The 18,002-nt window shown below is 41.2% G+C and carries 15 protein-coding genes; 12 read left to right on the top strand and 3 right to left on the bottom strand.

Translation table 11 applies throughout. The annotated features are described in order from the left end of the window. The first annotated feature begins 335 nt into the window (after nt 1-335). The 8 genes from sufB to F0475_RS00325 all read left to right on the top strand — a co-directional run bounded on the left by sufB (nt 336) and on the right by F0475_RS00325 (nt 9,165). A complete protein-coding gene (sufB, locus tag F0475_RS00360; protein ID WP_155714907.1) occupies nt 336-1,781 on the top strand; it encodes a Fe-S cluster assembly protein SufB in 1,446 nt (481 codons plus the stop codon). 18 nt (nt 1,782-1,799) lie between these two features. Next, on the top strand, nt 1,800-2,204 hold the full coding sequence (locus F0475_RS00355; RefSeq protein WP_155714906.1) for a hypothetical protein: 405 nt from the start codon (nt 1,800-1,802) through the stop codon (nt 2,202-2,204). A gap of 12 nt (nt 2,205-2,216) precedes the next feature. Then, on the top strand, nt 2,217-2,975 hold the full coding sequence (gene sufC, locus F0475_RS00350; RefSeq protein ID WP_155714905.1) for a Fe-S cluster assembly ATPase SufC: 759 nt from the start codon (nt 2,217-2,219) through the stop codon (nt 2,973-2,975). 99 nt (nt 2,976-3,074) lie between these two features. After that, the gene (gene sufD / locus F0475_RS00345) at nt 3,075-4,418 is read left to right on the top strand and encodes a Fe-S cluster assembly protein SufD (protein ID WP_155714904.1); all 1,344 of its coding nucleotides are present in this window, start codon (nt 3,075-3,077) and stop codon (nt 4,416-4,418) included. A 102-nt stretch (nt 4,419-4,520) separates the two neighbouring features. Next, nucleotides 4,521-5,738 carry an aminotransferase class V-fold PLP-dependent enzyme gene (locus tag F0475_RS00340; protein ID WP_155714903.1) on the top strand — a complete coding sequence of 406 codons (1,218 nt, stop codon included), beginning with the start codon at nt 4,521-4,523 and terminating at the stop codon, nt 5,736-5,738. A gap of 595 nt (nt 5,739-6,333) precedes the next feature. Next, on the top strand, nt 6,334-6,936 hold the full coding sequence (locus tag F0475_RS00335) for a ribonuclease HII (RefSeq protein WP_155714902.1): 603 nt from the start codon (nt 6,334-6,336) through the stop codon (nt 6,934-6,936). An 18-nt stretch (nt 6,937-6,954) separates the two neighbouring features. Next, nucleotides 6,955-7,908: a helix-turn-helix transcriptional regulator gene (locus F0475_RS00330; RefSeq protein ID WP_155714901.1), complete on the top strand. Its 954-nt coding sequence runs from the start codon at nt 6,955-6,957 to the stop codon at nt 7,906-7,908. A 57-nt stretch (nt 7,909-7,965) separates the two neighbouring features. Beyond that, complete coding sequence (locus tag F0475_RS00325; RefSeq protein WP_155714900.1) at nt 7,966-9,165, top strand: SGNH/GDSL hydrolase family protein; 1,200 nt, start codon at nt 7,966-7,968, stop codon at nt 9,163-9,165. Here the strand turns inward: F0475_RS00325 and F0475_RS00320 are convergent, their stop codons facing one another. Next, entirely contained in the window at nt 9,166-10,317 is a 1,152-nt protein-coding gene (locus F0475_RS00320; protein ID WP_155714899.1) for a hypothetical protein, read from the bottom strand. Nucleotides 10,318-10,947: 630 nt separating this feature from the next. Here F0475_RS00320 and F0475_RS00315 point away from each other — a divergent pair. The 4 genes from F0475_RS00315 (at nt 10,948) to F0475_RS00300 (ending at nt 14,576) form a co-directional block, all read left to right on the top strand. Further along, the gene (locus tag F0475_RS00315) at nt 10,948-11,403 is read left to right on the top strand and encodes an energy transducer TonB (protein ID WP_234422922.1); all 456 of its coding nucleotides are present in this window, start codon (nt 10,948-10,950) and stop codon (nt 11,401-11,403) included. Between the two features lie 240 nt (nt 11,404-11,643). Further along, complete coding sequence (gene gpmI / locus F0475_RS00310; RefSeq protein ID WP_155714897.1) at nt 11,644-13,161, top strand: 2,3-bisphosphoglycerate-independent phosphoglycerate mutase; 1,518 nt, start codon at nt 11,644-11,646, stop codon at nt 13,159-13,161. Between the two features lie 108 nt (nt 13,162-13,269). Then, nucleotides 13,270-13,935 (top strand): uracil-DNA glycosylase, encoded by a 666-nt coding sequence (gene ung / locus F0475_RS00305; protein WP_155714896.1) that lies wholly within the window; start codon nt 13,270-13,272, stop codon nt 13,933-13,935. 44 nt (nt 13,936-13,979) lie between these two features. Continuing rightward, nucleotides 13,980-14,576, top strand: a complete 597-nt coding sequence (locus tag F0475_RS00300; protein WP_155714895.1) for a DUF3109 family protein — start codon at nt 13,980-13,982, stop codon at nt 14,574-14,576. A gap of 82 nt (nt 14,577-14,658) precedes the next feature. Here the strand turns inward: F0475_RS00300 and F0475_RS00295 are convergent, their stop codons facing one another. Both F0475_RS00295 and F0475_RS00290 read right to left on the bottom strand, forming a co-directional pair. Then, nucleotides 14,659-15,543 carry a helix-turn-helix domain-containing protein gene (locus tag F0475_RS00295; protein WP_155714894.1) on the bottom strand — a complete coding sequence of 295 codons (885 nt, stop codon included), beginning with the start codon at nt 15,541-15,543 and terminating at the stop codon, nt 14,659-14,661. A gap of 12 nt (nt 15,544-15,555) precedes the next feature. Further along, nucleotides 15,556-17,970, bottom strand: coding sequence for a glycoside hydrolase family 95 protein (locus F0475_RS00290; RefSeq protein WP_155714893.1), 2,415 nt, complete (start codon nt 17,968-17,970; stop codon nt 15,556-15,558). Nucleotides 17,971-18,002 lie beyond the last annotated feature (32 nt).

Raw genomic sequence — 18,002 nt, 5'->3', positions numbered from 1 at the left:
TTCTCCATAAAAGGAGTAAAGACGGTTTTTCTTCGTGGTAACAAATGTTGCCGTAGAACTTCATGGCATACATCTTGTATGGTCATAGAGTGTATATTTAGTATCGAGAATAGAGATGGCGAGAGCTAAAAAGACTTATTGTTGGATGAACACGAGCGATAGGTTTTGATGCGTCAAGCAATAGGTATAAGAAAGGTAAAGAGTGTTTTTCAGATGGGCTAAACGTTAGTGATAAAGAGGTCTACGGCAATTGTAAGTATTGATCTTGATTTCTCTGACACCCTTTAACCTCTTTAACGACTGAACAGCCTCTCCTCTCTTTAATCACAAAACAAATGTCTGAGAACAAGAATAATGAATTTGTAAAGAAAGTCGCAGAGCAGAAGTATGAGTTCGGCTTTACGACTGATGTACATACGGAGGTCATTCCGAAAGGTCTGAACGAGGATGTCGTTCGACTTATTTCGCAGAAGAAAGGGGAACCAGAGTGGCTCCTCGATTTTCGTTTGAAGGCTTTCCGTTACTGGCAGACGCTCCCTATACCAACGTGGGGACACTTGCATTTGCCAGAACTACATTTGCAGGAAATCTCTTATTATGCTGATCCATTGGCGAAGAAGCCTAAGAATAAGGAGATTGACCCAGAGTTAGAGAAGACTTTCGATAAGTTAGGTATTCCTTTGGAAGAACGATTAGCACTGAGTGGGACGGCTGTTGATGCCATCATGGACTCAGTATCAGTGAAGACTACCTTTAAGAAGCAGTTAGCAGAGAAGGGTATTATCTTTTGCTCTATCGGTGAGGCGGTTCAGGAACATCCAGACTTGATACGTAAGTATCTTGGAAGTGTTGTTCCTTATCGTGATAACTATTCTGCAGCACTCAACTCTGCGGTCTTCAGTGATGGCTCCTTTGTATATATCCCTAAGGGAGTTCGCTGTCCAATGGAACTTAGTTCGTATTTCCGTATCAATGCTGTTAATACAGGTCAGTTTGAACGCACACTGATTGTTGCTGACGATGATTCATACGTTAGTTACCTTGAGGGCTGTACCGCTCCTATGCGTGACGAGAATCAGTTGCATGCAGCAGTAGTTGAAATCGTTGTCTTGGACAATGCGGAGGTTAAATACTCTACTGTTCAGAACTGGTATCCAGGTGATGAGAACGGTAAGGGTGGCGTCTTGAACCTTGTTACAAAGCGTGGTGAACTACGTGGTGTAAACTCTAAGCTGTCATGGACACAGGTAGAGACAGGTTCGGCTATTACTTGGAAATATCCTTCTTGTGTATTGAAGGGTGATAACTCACAGGCAGAGTTCTATTCTGTTGCTGTAACAAATAACTACCAAGAGGCAGATACGGGTACGAAGATGATTCACATGGGTAAGAATACCAAGAGTACAATCATCTCTAAGGGTATCTCTGCCGGACACAGTCAGAACTCTTATCGTGGTTTGGTACGTGCTATAGCTAATGCTGAGAACGCCCGCAACTACTCAAGTTGCGACTCTCTTCTCTTAGGTTCTGACTGCGGTGCTCATACCTTCCCTTATATGGATATCCACAACGATACAGCTATTGTAGAGCATGAGGCTACTACTTCTAAGATTAGTGAAGACCAGCTTTTCTATTGTAATCAGCGTGGTATTCCTACTGAAGATGCCGTTGGTTTGATCGTCAATGGTTATGCTAAGGACGTACTCAATAAGCTCCCAATGGAGTTTGCTGTTGAGGCACAGAAGCTACTCTCTGTAACACTTGAAGGAACAGTAGGATAATATAACTGAATAAACAACATGCGAAAGGTCATTCTTATCACGTCTGGCTTGCTGCTAACAACAATGCTTCAAGCCCAGTCATGGCAAATAAAGCCGTGGCAGAAATATTTGATTGATGAGCAAGTGAAGCAGGATACAGCGATTACATACCAGTCAGTGATGGGGTTGCCATCGATACCCAAGCCCTTTGAAACTCGCCTCTATCATACAGTTACGGGCTCGGAGATGATAGGTAACTTACCACGTTACAAGAAGAAATCAAAGTCTTTCTTGGGTTATAATGACTCTGCGCCATCGCTTTTTGAAGAGCAGAGAGAACAAGAAAAATCAGAGAAGATGGCTCGTGGTGAGTATCATACCTCTGATTTCGTATTCGACATGTTGTTAGATTTCGTTAATATATTTTTAGTGAAGAAAAAATAAAGCAAAGATAATATGTTAGAAGTAAGAAACCTGCATGCTACCATCGCAGGAAAAGAAATATTAAAAGGTATCAACCTCACGATAAAAGATGGTGAGGTGCATGCTATCATGGGACCTAATGGTTCGGGTAAATCAACGCTGAGTGCCGTACTTACAGGTAATCCTCTCTATGAGGTAACTGATGGTATGGCATTGTTTAATGGCAAGAATCTCTTGGAGATGAAGCCTGAGGACCGTTCTCATGAGGGACTCTTCTTGTCTTTCCAGTATCCAGTAGAGATACCTGGCGTAAGTATGACTAACTTCATGAAGGCTGCTATCAATGCAAAGCGTGCCTATGAAGGGTTAGAGCCAATGAAGGCTGCAGAGTTTATGGCACTCATGCGTGAGAAGCGCCAGTTAGTTGGTATGGATTCAACACTCTCTCGCCGTAGTGTAAACGAGGGTTTCTCTGGTGGTGAGAAGAAGCGCAACGAGATTTTCCAAATGGCAATGTTAGAGCCAAAGCTTAGTATTCTTGATGAGACCGATTCTGGTCTTGACGTTGATGCTATGCGTATTGTAGCTGAGGGTGTAAACAAGATGCACAATGAAACGACTTCAGCTATTGTTATCACACACTATGAGCGTCTGTTAGAGATGATTAAGCCAGATGTTATCCATGTGCTTTATAAGGGTCGTATCGTGAAGACTGCAGGTCCTGAACTTGCAAAGGAGATTGAACAGCGTGGATACGATTGGATTAAGGAAGAGGTTGATGCAGAGGAATAATCGGTGGCTTAAGAGTGTCTTGTAGTTCTAATAAAAATAGTATTACGAGTGGCATTAGTCCCGCTATCCTTTAGATAAAACCTCCAAAAAGAAATTACAATGCAAAGCGAAAAACAATATATAGACCTCTATACAGAGGCGCAGCAACTCATCAAAGAGCATGCTGCACCTGTGCTCAATGAGGTACGCGATAAGGCTTTTGAAGACTTCCGTCGACAGGGCTTTCCTACCAAGAAGGTGGAACGCTATAAGTACACGGATATGCAGAAGCTCTTTGAACCTGATTATGGATTGAATCTCAACCGTCTTGAGATTCCTGTTAATCCTTATGATACTTTCAAGTGCGATGTTCCAAATCTCAGCACTTCTCTTTATTTCATAGTGAATGATCAGTTCTACAGTACGTCACTTCCAAAGGCAAAGCTTAATGATGGTGTCATTGTTGACAGCTTGAATCATGTAGCAACTGAGCGTCCTGAGTTGGTTGCAAAGTATTATGGTCGTCTTGCCAATACTGAGGCTGATGCGATAACAGCTTTGAATACAATGCTTGCACAAGATGGTCTTTTTATCTATGTGCCTAAGAATGTACAGCTTGAGCGTACCATACAAGTAATCAATATCCTTCGTTCAGATGTTGACTTGATGGTCAATCGTCGAGTACTCATTGTTCTTGAAGAAGGTGCTAAGGCGCAGTTCCTCTTCTGTGACCACGCTGCTGACGACCGTAACTTCCTTGCTACACAGGTAATCGAAGCCTACGTAGGAGCGAATGCCAATCTTGAGTTGAACTGTCTTGAGGAAACGCATGCAAAGAATGTACGCGTGTCGAATGTATATATCGAGCAGCAGCGTGATTCACGTGCAAGCCACAATGTTATTACATTGCATAATGGAGTTACTCGCAATATGCTCGACCTTGTTTTCAAGGGAGAGGGTAGCGAATGTTTCTGTAATGGTTGTGTGATAGCTGATAAGAGTCAGCATGTTGACAACAATACGCTTATCGACCATCAAGTACCTCATTGCACAAGTAACGAACTTTACAAGTACGTACTTGATGATAATGCAGTTGGTGCTTTCGCAGGTCGTGTGCTTGTTCGCAAGGGTGCGCAGAAGACGCTTTCACAAGAGAACAACCGTAACCTTTGTGCCAGCAAGACAGCTCGTATGTTCACCCAGCCAATGCTTGAGATTTATGCTGATGATGTTCAGTGTAATCATGGTTCAACGGTAGGACAGCTTAATGATGCTGCACTCTTCTACATGCAGCAGCGTGGTATTGATAAGAAAGAAGCAAAGCTCCTCCTTGAGTTTGCCTTTATCAATGAGGTAATTGATAAGATGGAACTCGAGCCATTGCGCGACCGTCTCCACCATTTGGTAGAGAAGCGTTTCCGTGGTGAGCTTGATAAGTGCGAAGGTTGCAACTTGTGTAAGTAATTAGGTCTAAGGTTTATTGGACTAATTAGCCTTATTAGCCCAATAGACCCAATAGCCTTATTAGCTCAATAGGCCTAATATGGCCCATTAACCCAATAGAAGATGTACGATATTAATAAAGTTAGAGAAGACTTCCCGATACTCTCTCGCACCGTCTATGGTAAGCCGTTGGTTTACTTTGACAATGGTGCTACCACGCAGAAACCGCTCTGTGTGCTGGACGCCATGCGTGAAGAGTATCTTAATGTGAATGCAAATGTGCATCGTGGAGTACACTGGATGTCGCAACAGGCAACTGACTTACACGAGGCGGCACGTGAAACTGTGCGGAAGTTTATCAATGCTCGCTCCACTACGGAGATTGTCTTTACACGTGGAACGACGGAGAGTCTGAACCTCGTTGCCTCCAGCTTTACCGAAGGATGTATGCAAGCAGGCGATGAAGTGATTGTCTCTACGATGGAACATCACTCTAATATCGTTCCATGGCAGTTGCAAGAACAGCGCAAAGGGATTGTTTTGAAGGTTATCCCAATGACCGATGAGGGAGTTCTCGACCTACAGGCTTATGAGCAACTCTTCTCCGAACGTACGAAACTCGTCAGTGTAATGCAGGTAAGCAACGTTCTAGGCACCATCAATCCAGTAAAGGAAATGATTCGGATAGCCCACGAACATGGTGTACCAGTTATGATTGATGGTGCACAAAGCGTACCGCATTTTGCTGTTGACGTACAGGATTTAGATTGTGATTTCCTTGCTTTCAGTGGGCATAAGGTCTATGCTCCTACGGGTGTAGGTGTTCTTTATGGTAAAGAAGAGTGGCTCGATAAGATGCCACCTTACCAAGGTGGCGGTGAGATGATAGAGCATGTCAGCTTTGAGAAGACCACCTTTGAGCGTCCACCATTGAAGTTTGAAGCCGGAACTCCCGACTATGTAGCTACTCACGGACTTGCCAAAGCCCTCGATTATGTCTCTGCTTTGGGAATGGATAACATCTTAGCGCATGAGCAAGACCTCACACATTATGCCCTTCAGCAGTTACGTGAGATAGAAGGAATGCACATCTACGGGCATGCTGGGGATAGTGGAGATGCCGTTATCAGCTTTAATGTAGGCAATATCCACCACATGGACCTCGGTACACTCCTCGATCAACTTGGCATTGCAGTCCGGACTGGTCATCATTGTGCCCAGCCCTTGATGGATCGCTTGGGTGTTCTCGGAACTGTTCGTGCCTCTTTCGGACTTTATAACACCCGTGAGGAAGTAGACGCCTTGGTGTCAGGTATCAAGCGAGTGCTACAGATGTTCTAGTGTTGAAATTGGTTTGTTCTTGTGCATAAGTGTAGAGACTTTGTTTTCCAAGCGTATTATCTTTTAGCTTCATCGTAGCTATAAACATGAAAAAGGATGTACTTTGAGAAGAAGAAAGTCTATATTTCCGCATTCAAAGTTCATCTTCTTTTACACATCCAGAGACTTCGCACGAACCATAAGATAGTGATAATATGCAGCCAGATAGACGACATTACACGGAATGCTGATAGAATAAATGCAATTTGAACTTGTGTTATGTACGATGTTTGTCGGCTGTTTACTTCCTATTCCAGGATTTCACTATAGTATCTGCAAAGCCATTCTACAGATGCATGTAGCTAAAGACTAACCTCCTTAAAGAGTCTACTTAGGTCGTTGTTAGAAGTGTTCTGCTCATCGAAAATAATTTCTTTTTTCATATCGTTTTGGTTTTGTTTGTTGCTATATATTATATATAAGGTGTAAGAACCATCTTTGGTTTGCATTTACAAAAGTAACTTTGCCTTGTGTAGAGGATGTTCTCTTAAAGAAAAATGTTTGTTATATATATACTTAGACGGAAAGGTTCTTTAACGATTAAGATGCGTTATTCATGTTGAAAAGTCATTATTATGAAGAATTAGTAGAGGCTGGTTGTGATGAAGCTGGGAGAGGATGCCTTGCAGGGAGTGTCTATGCTGCGGCTGTCATCTTACCTGAGAACTATGAGAATGACATGCTAAACGATTCTAAAAAGTTGTCAGCTAAAAAGCGTTATGTACTCCGAGAGATCATAGAACGTGATGCCCTTGCATGGGCTGTGGGCGTTGTTACCCCCGAAGAGATAGACAAGATAAACATTCTCAATGCTTCTTTTCTTGCTATGCATCGTGCTTTAGATCAGTTAGGAACACATCCTGAGGCAATTATCATTGATGGAAATCGTTTTAAGCCCTATCGAGATTTACCCTTTACTACAATAGTTAAAGGTGATGGCAAGTATCTTTCTATTGCTGCAGCATCTATCCTTGCCAAGACATATCGTGATGATTACATGCTCTCATTGGCTGAGGAATATCCTCAATATGACTGGCAGTCGAATATGGGATACCCCACAAAGAAGCATCGTGAGGCTATTCGTAAATATGGAATAACACCATTTCATCGAAAAAGTTATAACCTTTTAGGAGATGGACAACTATCTTTTGATTTCTAAAGCATCTAACTATAAGTCATGAGATTTGATAAACTAAAGAAGCAATTGGAACTTATCATCCTCTTATCCGATGGTAATAACTATGCGATACAAGACTTGTGTGAACGCATGGACTTATCTCGGCGCAATTTTTATTACCTACTTGATTTTATCAAACATGCAGGTTTTATAGTATTCAAGCATGATGGATGTTATCATATTGACCGACGGTCTCCTTTCTTTGTAAGACTTCTTCAGCGTATTCAATGGAGTGACTCTGAGGTGAAGATAATCCATAGTCTCTTGGTGATGGAGGGTAATAATAGTTTAATGATCAATCAACTGCGACAGAAAATAGAAAGCGCTTATGACTTCTCTGTAGTTGTAAATTCACCAATTCATCGGCAGATTGAAATCAATTTAAAGGTTTTGAAAAATGCTATGGAGCATAAACACATGGTTAAACTTTTGGGTTATTCTAGTCCACATAGCCATACAATAAAGGACAGAATAGTAGAACCTTACCTTCTTTTGCATAACAATGAGGATGTAAGATGCCATGAAATACTGTCTGGAGAGAACAAGACTTTCAAGATATCACGTATGGAAAGCGTTGAAGAACTTGATACTTCATGGTTACATGAGGATAAACATCGACAAGTTTTCACTGATATCTTTATGTTTAGTGGGGAGCTTCGGCATCGTGTGAAACTTCTTCTTGGACAATTATCACGCAACCTTTTTGTTGAAGAATACCCACAAGGAGCCTATTTGTTGACGCAGGTAAAAGACGATATATGGCTTCTTAATATTGAAGTTTGTGATTATCGTGGACTCGGTAGGTTTGTTCTTGGACTTTTTAAGGATATTCGTATAGTGGAAGGTGATGGTTTTAAGGAATATATAAAAGGTGAGATAGAAAGTCTTACTCGTCATTCTTCTCTTTTAAATAGTGACGTGCATGACGCATACAAATTGAAAAAATTGAAGTAAAGAGATAATCGATTAAATCGGTAAGAATTGGTATTCAGGATTAAATATAGTTATAATATGACACGTAAAATTGCATTTGTTTTATTGTTATTCATTGCTCTGACTGCCCATGCTCAGCAACCACATTGGGTGGGAACATGGGCTTGTGCGCCACAAACAGTTGATAAGTCATTTATGCCTTACAACAATCAGATGAGCAATAGGTCTGTTCGTCAGGTGGTGAAGGTTAGTATTGGCGGAAATGTTATTCGTTTACAACTTAGCAATGAACTATCTTCGGAACCAATAGAAATAGCTAGTGTATATATTGCAAAGGCGGGTAATGGCTCAGAGATATATAAGACTTCTGCGAAGTATTTACAATTTGGAAAGAAGCGAGGAGTAATTGTTCCTGCTGGAAAAGCAGTCTTTTCTGATGCATTAAAGTTTAAGTTACAACCCTTAGAGCGTGTTTCCATCACTATTAATTATCTAAAAGCACCGAAGGAACCAACCGTTCACATGGGGTCACGTACAACCTCTTATATTCTTCGTGGAACGACTAATGCGTACTCAGACTTTACAACAGCTTTCAAGGAAGACCATTGGTTTAATATCTCTGCGATTGATGTTCTTGACGCGACATCATCGAGTATAGCCATCCTTGGTAATAGTATAACAGATGGTAAAGGAAGTACAACTAATGCTCAAGATCGTTGGCCAGATTTCCTTTCAGCAGCATTGAATAATGGTGCAGGTACTAATCCTTCTAAAGTTGGGAAGACTGGTGTCTTGAATTTAGGTATTGGTAATAATCGAATCTTATCAGTAGGTTTAGGTGAGCCAGGAAAAGATCGATTCGATCGTGATATACTTGCTCAAAGAGGCTTGCGAGCCGTTATCATCTTTGAAGCAATTAATGATATAGGGACGTCAACCAACCCAGAAGAGACTGCACGAAAGCTCGTTGAAGCCTATCAAGTGATGATAAAGAAAGCACGTCAACGTGGTTTGAAAGTCTATATGGGTACGATAACTCCATTCCGTGGATGTCGTAGTTATTTTACAGAAGATCGTGAAAAGGCACGTAAAACAGTCAATTCATGGATTCGAACAACACGTGAAATTGATGGATTCATCGATTTTGATGCTCTTATGAGAGATCCTTCTTCACCGGAGCAGTTGCGTCGTGAATGGCAAATTGGCGATTGGCTGCATCCTAATCCATCAGGTTATAAACAGATGGGAGAGTATGCGGCGAGATTCTTAATGCAGTGATTAGTTCTGTTCCAGTTTCTTTTTAAGTCTACTTTTAATAGACCTTATGGCTTGTGCAGTACAGCAGAATGCTTGTGCTTTTAGGTCATCTTCTATCCCATAATGCTCCATAATATAATAGAAACACTCCTTTGGTGTGAGCGCAAAGCGTGGATTGTTGAGGATATAAGATAGTTCGTAATCATAGTTGGGCATAATCATGTTAAGAGCTTGTTGCTCTCTTTTGCCCATCTGTGATAAGTTTCCTCCTTTTAAGATAGTATATAAGGAATCGATTCCGAGTTTGATTTGTTCGATGGAATCGGACGTTTTTATGTTTTTGTTGTGGGCTTTGATAGAATACCGGAGTTGGTTGAGTTCATCGAGCTTACTATCTATTTCTGCCTTCATCTCATCTATCGTGGCATCTTTTCGACGTAGTGTTAGTTGGATATTATGTTCTGTTTCCTGTTGTTGTTGCCGATAGAACTGAAGTTGTTGACGCATACGGCGACGAAACCATATCGTAATTCCAATTGAAACGAGGATGAGTGTAAGGAGGAGATAAGCAATATAAAGTTTCAATTCAACGGCCTTGCGTTGTGCTAAGGCTACCTCATAAAGGTCTTGCAGTTGTACAATTTCAATGTCTTTACCTGGTGATATGGCGACAATTTGGTGTCTTTTGATGTGTTGTCGCATCTCTTCTATCCGTTTCTCTTGATCCTTTCGAATGCGAGGTTTGTACTTCTCAACTCTTTGTAAGCTGTTAAGAGCAGAGTCCCGATTGCCCATTTGATTGTAGATAAAGGCTTTTTCTATGTATATATCAGTCATTCTGTGGCTACGCTTCACGTCATTAGCATTTCGTGCCGCATGCTTTAAATATTCTAAAGCAATTTTGTAAGCACCATCTTGAGCATTAATTTGTGCAATGTGATAGTAAGTAAGAAACTTTAGCGAATCTTCTGTAACGTTGAAAAGGCGCTTTTCTGCGGCCTTTAATTGGTACATTGCCTTGTGTAAATCATGTTTTTTTGTATATATGGCAGCACTATCAAGGTGCATACGAGTAATCCCATCATCTGTAGCTGGATAATGTGGAAGTTTCTTTTGACTGCATGATAGCAACGACAAAAGACAGATAAATAATAAAAGAAACTTTCTCTTCATGTGTACAAAGATAGATAATTAAAGTGGAAAAGGCAAGTTTGCTGATGTTGAGAACTCTAATTTTGTGTCAAAGAGAGGTAGGTGAACTTTGTAAGTGCTTGTGATTGAGATGTCTTTTCATTATCTTTGTGTCAACAATAATAGTGCTATTGCATTGAAGCAAAATCCTCCTTACCTTTGCATTGACGATTAGTTCCAATGATTGTCATCTGCATTTCATAAACCCGCAGCGGTGTGATTGCGTTTAAGCACTGGTGCGGGTTTTGAATAGAAAAGGTTTTGGAGACCTCTCCAAACACCTCCAAAAAGTGGATGTAGCCTATCGGAAGATAGTTAGAATACAATAGCTTGATTTCCAAGATATTGTTTTAGAAAAAAGAAGAGATGCTTTCCTTGATTTGAGAAGGGCATTTCTTTGATGTGAAGAAGGGCTCTTTTGAAGTGGAAGAAAGGCTCTGTTAAAAATGAGGAGTAACTCTTCTTTTTAGATGATAAAGATATTTTGAACTGATAGAAATGTTGAATAAGAATATTTAAAAGTGTATGATAATGATGAAGAAGTTGTTTTTTGCGTTTCTGATTAGCTTTTTTATGATTGGAAATGCTACTGCCCAGCATCGTAAAAGAACGATGAAACCGAAGAAAAATGTCCCTTCTGGACCTACTTGGCGTTATATGTGTGCAGATCCTTCTCAGGAGTTTTTAGACAAGATAAAGCCTGCGAAGAGTGATACAAACAAAGTTGATACCTGCAAACAAGTGCTAACAGAGAAGAAGGATAGTACTAAGAACTTTGTGTGTGAGCTCGGTCCGAGACCTTTCTTTCCTGGTGATTTACCAGAATTCATCGCTAAGAACCTGCGTTATCCACCTATTCTTGCAAATATGTGTGTACAAGGTCGTGTTATTATTGGGTTCTTTGTAGATGTTGACGGGACATGCAGTAATTTCAAAGTAGTGCGTTCCGTTTACCCTATTTTAGATGAAGAAGCACTGCGTGTAGCCAAGTTAATGCCTAAATGGAAGTGGACTTCAAAGCCTAAGAAAGGTATGCCTTTTTATATACCCATTGCTTTCCGAATGTAAAGGTGTTGTTTTTGAAGCTGGATAATAATGTTTAGTCGTATTAAAGAACATTGTTAAACCGCTCTTAATTCATCGATTGAAAATCAAAAATCAGTAGGCTTTATGCTATCATCTTAGACTTTTATAGTACCTTTGCAAAAGATAGGCTGCGGTCGACAAATAGAGTATATATTCTCTTGGTTATCGTTGGCACTATCTTTGCAAGACGTAGATAATAGTGTAAAATATAAAGGTAAAATTATGGCAAAGAAAGCTTTATTGATGATCCTCGATGGTTGGGGTAACGGAAAGCATGGTAAAGGTGATGTGATTTATAATACTCCTACACCTTACTTAGACTACTTGAACGCTGTTAGTGCACACTCTCAGTTGCAGGCATCAGGCGAAGATGTAGGTCTTCCTGATGGTCAGATGGGTAACTCGGAGGTAGGTCACTTGAATATAGGTGCCGGTCGTATCGTTTATCAAGACTTGGTTAAGATTAACAAGGCATGCCAGACAGGAGACATCCTAAAGAACCCTGGTATTGTTGAAGCATATAGTTATGCACAGAAAACAGGTAAGAAACTCCACTTGATGGGACTTACTTCAACTGGTGGTGTACACTCTTCTTTGGATCACCTATTCAAACTCATTGAGATTGGAAAGGAATACAATCTAAAGGATGTGTACGTTCATTGTTTTATGGATGGTCGTGATACAGACCCAAAAAGTGGTGCTGGTTTTATCGCAGAGATTCAAAAGGTGTGTGACAGCAATGGTGCTCATATCGCTTCAATCGTTGGTCGCTTCTATGCAATGGATCGTGACAAGCGTTGGAATCGTGTGAAGGAAGCATACGACCTACTCGTTGAGGGCAAGGGAGTTCAGGCTACTGACATGGTGAAAGCGGTTGAAGATAGCTATGCAGCAGACGTTACTGACGAGTTTATCAAGCCTATCAATAACTCTTCTGTAGATGGAACAATCCAAGAAGGTGATGTTGTTATCTTCATAAACTTCCGTAATGACCGTGCTAAAGAGTTGACACAAGTGTTGACACAGCAGGATATGCCAGAGGAAGGTATGCACACAATCAAGGACTTGCAGTACTATTGTATGACACCATACGATGCTAACTTTAAGGGTGTACATGTACTCTTCCCTAAGGAGAATGTGATGGATACGTTAGGAGAATACCTCAGTCGTCTTGGTAAGCGACAGCTTCATACAGCCGAGACAGAGAAGTATGCGCACGTAACCTTCTTCTTCAATGGTGGTAGAGAACAGCCTTATGAGGGTGAAGATCGTATTCTTGTACCTTCTCCAAAGGTTGCAACCTACGACTTAAAGCCTGAGATGAGTGCTTTCGAAGTGAAGGATAAGCTTGTTGGAGCTATCAATACACAGGAGTACGACTTCATTGTTGTGAACTTTGCTAATGGTGATATGGTAGGTCATACAGGCGTTTATCATGCTATAGCAAAGGCTGTTTGGGCAGTTGATCATTGTGTAAAGGAGGTTATCGAGGCTGCTAAGGCTAACGATTATGAGGCTATTATTATTGCAGACCATGGTAATGCCGATAACGCAATTAACCCTGATGGCACGCCAAATACAGCCCATTCACTAAATCCAGTACCATTCATCTACGTTACTGATAATAACTCTGCGACAGTGAAGGATGGTCGTTTGGCTGACGTAGCACCTTCTATCCTTCATATCATGGGCTTGGAACAACCTTCAGATATGACAGGTGAGAACCTAATCACTGATTAATTCGACTTGAATTAAGCTTAAATTAATATAGAGGAAGTCGTGTCGAAAGGCACGACTTTTTGTTATCTCAGAACTTTGTAGTACTTTTGCAGGTAAAGAGTTAAAGCTATGCAAGTAAAGATAGAACCCTCGTGGGGTGTAAAACTCGGTGGTGAGTTTGAGAAACCTTACTTCCAACAACTGAGCGAACAGGTGAAGCAGGAGTATAAACATTATGCGTGTTATCCTCCAGGTAAGCTGATTTTTAATGCTTTTGACCTCTGTCCTTTCGATAAGGTTAAGGTTGTTATCCTTGGACAAGACCCTTATCATGAACCTGGACAAGCAATGGGTTTGAGTTTTTCAGTACCTGATGGTGTGCGACTTCCACCTTCTTTGGTGAATATATATAAGGAGATTGAAAGCGACTTAGGCGTTCCTGTAAAGACTTCTGGTGACTTAACTCGTTGGGAAGAGCAGGGCGTTCTCTTATTGAATGCCACGTTAACTGTTCGTGCGCACATGGCTAATAGTCATCAAGGATTAGGGTGGGGAGCGTTCACGGATGCGGCTATTAAAGCTCTTAGTGATGGGCGGGAACATTTGGTGTTTATGCTTTGGGGTAGTTTTGCTCGTAGTAAGAAAGCATTGATCGACACGCATAAACACTTTGTTTTGGAGAGTGTTCATCCCTCTCCTTTATCAGCTAATAGAGGTGGATGGTTTGGTCAACACCAGTTCTCCCGTTGTAACCAATACTTAAAAGAGCATGCTATTGAACCGATAGGATGGTAGTAGTGAAGCTTGCAGATGTAATGATTTAAGGTAAGAATAAGTTGATGGGTAATACATACGAACATATATTCATGGTGGGAAACGTCTTAGTTTCTCCTGATATCATAAACGTCAAGTTCTGTTGTGATTTAGATAAGTGTCATGGTCAATGTTGTATAGATGGCGATGCTGGAGCACCAGTGACTCTGGATGAGACAATGGCTATTGAGAATGTATTAGATACTGTTTGGGGGGATTTGTCAGCATCAGCTCAAGCCGTTATAGATAAGCAAGGCGTTGCTTATACAGATGTGGAAGGCGACTTAGTAACGAGTATTGTCGGTGGAAAGGATTGTGTTTTCACCTGTTACGATAAGGGATGTTGCCTCTGTGCATTGGAACGTTCGTATCGAAAAGGTGATATTGAATTTGTGAAACCTATCTCCTGTTCGCTATATCCTATCCGTGTAAAGGAGTTTGAGAATGGTACTTGTGGTATCAATTATCACCATTGGAAGATCTGTGCAGATGCTCGAAAGAAAGGAGAAGAACTGAATCTTCCCCTTTATAAGTTCCTAAAAGAGCCACTTACTCGGCGTTTTGGAGCTGAATGGTATGGTGAGTTATGTGAGGTTGCACAGCAGTTGACAAGTGAAAAGTAGGCAAGTAAATCTATTACTTGTATTAGGTAATTTCCCTGACGATACCAGTATTAACTCGTCAACTTATTAACTTGTACACTTGTCAACTCTTCCTAAACAATGAAGGGCTCATTCCTACATGCTCTTTGAAGTATTTACCCATAAAGCTTTGATTAGCGAAATGAAGTTCATCAGCTATTTCCTTTATGCTCATCGTACTATTCTTCAGCATGACACAAAGCTCACGTACTACATACGAATCGATCCAATCGCTGGGTGTTCGTTTACTGATTGTTCGAATCGTCTCGGATAGATACTTCGAAGTAATACATAGATTCTTGGCATACCAACTGACACGACGCTCATGTCGGAAGTTCTTTTCAACCATTTGAATGAAGTCTCTAAAGATTACTTCTGCACGTGTTTGCCCCTCTGTTTCCAGTTGTTGGAACTGATAGATAATGTTACTCATGTCGTAAATGAGAGCTTTTAGCATTGTCATCACAAGTTCCTTGCGGAAACGATGTTGGGTATCTATGATTTTCTCTTTGATATGGCAGATATAATTCTCCAGTTCCTTCGTTTGATGCCTATCTAGATGAAAGACTGGATGAGTACGTGCGAAGAGGAAGAGAGCAGACAATTCATGGATGCCACTAACAATGTTGTTGAAGAAATTATACGACAAAAGAATGGCTATACCTTTGCAGTCTTGGGATAGCTGATAGTCTCCGACAACTTGTCCTTCACTAATAATAATGACATCTCCTTCGCTTACTTCATGCTTATGAGTATCTACTGTGTATTGCGCTTTACCGTCAGTACAGAGTGCTAGAAATAGACTTTTCATGCGAGAAGATCTCGAAGGGAGTGGCACTTTAGCCATATCCTCGAACAATATCAGGTCATTGTCTATGTATTTCCCCGCTGGGTAAACGTATTTTGCATGGGCTACGTTGACCTCAGCTAGCTTTATTTGATTACTCATGACACCTTATTTTTATTTACAAGATGAGATATTAATAATCCCACCTTTCCTTAATTTCATTTTTGAAGACTTATTGTTATAAGTGATGTTGACGTCTACATCTGTATCAGCCTTTATTTGTAAAGATGTTACAAGTTTGTTTTCCCACTTCATGTCGATGGTTAAACCGCCGCGCGTTCTTATACCTTTTATCTCTCCATTTGCCCACGCATTGGGTAAAGCGGGGAGGAGGTGGATGTTGTAAACAGGCTTCTTAGCCGTCATATCAACCGAACTTTGCACCAGCATTTCACACACTCCAGCTGTACCACCGAAGTTTCCATCAATTTGGAAAGGTGGGTGAGCATCGAAGAGGTTAGGGTAGGTTCCACCATGATGCACGGCATCCTTCCCATGATACCCTTCGGGTGAGACGTATGAAAGAAGGTTTTGGTAAATCTTGTAAGCATGATTTCCATCACCCAATCGTGCCCATAGATTGATTCTCCATCCAGTGCTCCATCCTGTACTTTCATCGCCTTTCTGAATGAGTGTTTGGCGTGCTGCGGCTAAGATTGTAGAATCTTTCGTTTGATTAGCTAGCGCCTGTAAGTGCATACCAGGATATAATCCTATTAGGTGCGACTGATGCCTGTGATGTATATCATAGTCCTTCCAATCGTAATACCATTCGTTTAAGTCGCCTTGAGAACCTACAGTATAAGGATGCAAGCGATTCAGTTTATCATCCATCTCTTTGTCAGGTTTCAAACCAAGAGACTTACGTGCTTGCTGCATATTCATGAATAATTCACGGATAATGGCTAGGTCAGCCGTACCACCATAACAGGTTGTTCCGTGGTAACCCTTATCTGTTACATATTCGTTCTCAGGGCTAGTACTAGGCGCTGTAATCAGTTCGTTTGGCTTGTTGGGATTGGTAGCCAACCATTGTTGGAAGAACTTGCTAGAGCCTTCCATAAGTGGGTATATTGTGTTTTGAAGTAACTGCTTGTCTTGTGAATATAGGTAATGATCCCAAAGTGCGTTGACCAACCAGGCACCACCGAGGTTCCAGTTTGCCCATTCGGGGCTTTCCTTTCCTTCTCCAACGGGAGAAGTCTTGCACCAAGGGTCGCTATTATGAGCAGCACACCAGCCCTCATTTATGCCATAGAAGTTGCGTGCTGTGTACTTACCAGTTGCCGACAAACCTTTGACAAAGCCAATCAGCGGTTGGATAGTTTCTGACATATTAGCAGGATCGGCAGGCCAATAATTCTCTTCGAGGTTAATGTTCATCGTGTAATTTCCACGCCATGGTGAGAATAGGTGCGGTGTCCATAATCCTTGAAGATTGGCAGGGATATTTGGAGTACGTGAACAAGAGAGCAGGAGGTAGCGTCCAAATTGGAAATAGAGAGTCTCCAAATAGCGTTGTGCAGCCTCTGGGAGTGGTGCTGTTGATGATGAATAGCGACGCAGGAGTTGATCCGTTGGCAGATTGTTCGTATATTCCTTATTCCCTAATTTTAATTTAACACGATTATAAATCTGCTGATATTCCTTTATATGTCGGTCTTTGAATTCATTATATGTGAAGTTTTGTGTGTGCCAAGCAGCATTGACAGCATTGTCTATATAGCTTGCCCCATCTTTGACGGGATGCTTGTCGAAACCATTAAAACTCGTGGCATTGACAATGTATATGGTGGCATTATCAGCATTGGTTAGTGTGAGCGTGCTATCAGAAGCTATAACCTTTCCACCTTGAGGTAATAATCTTACGATTGTGCAAGCGTGCACGCTCTCTGTCTCTGAACCTGTTGTATGCCCCGTCATTGTCAACTGATTATTCGTTGCTTTAACCTTATGAGGAGTCTGTGCCGTTAGTTGGATGCGGAGGTTTATGGCTCCAGCTTGATTAGCTTTAATGTGTATGGCTATAAGACTATCACGATGAGTTGCGAAATATTCGCGTGTGAATTGAATACCATTCTGTTGGTAGCTTATATGCGCCAATGCACTATCTAGGTTCAGCTCTCTATAATAATTAGAGACTGCCCCCGTGTTTAGATTAATGATATTCAATGTTCCTAGCGGTTGATAAGAGGCTGATTGTTCGCCTTGAACAAAGTGTTGTAAGGAGTCAGCTGTGCGATAATCCTCAGTAAATAGAGCCTTTCTTATCTCTGGAATCCATTTAGCTTTACCCAATCCTTCGTTTGGATCAACAGGTTTTCCTGTCCAATAAGTGATATCATTCAGATAGATTGTGTCCTTTTGAGTACCACCATAAACCAATGCCCCTAACTTGCCATTACCTAAGGGAAGACTCTCTTCAAAGAAATGAGCAGGTTGGTTATACCATAATCGCATTGTCGGTTGTTGTGCCTTGACACTGGCAACAATAGCTAATAAGGATATACAGAATAAGATTCGTTTCATTGTTTAGGTTGTTATTGGGTAAAAGAAAGACT

Source organism: Prevotella vespertina, assembly GCF_009728485.1.
Lineage (GTDB): Bacteria > Bacteroidota > Bacteroidia > Bacteroidales > Bacteroidaceae > Prevotella > Prevotella vespertina.
This window is presented reverse-complemented; position numbering and strand designations above follow the sequence as displayed.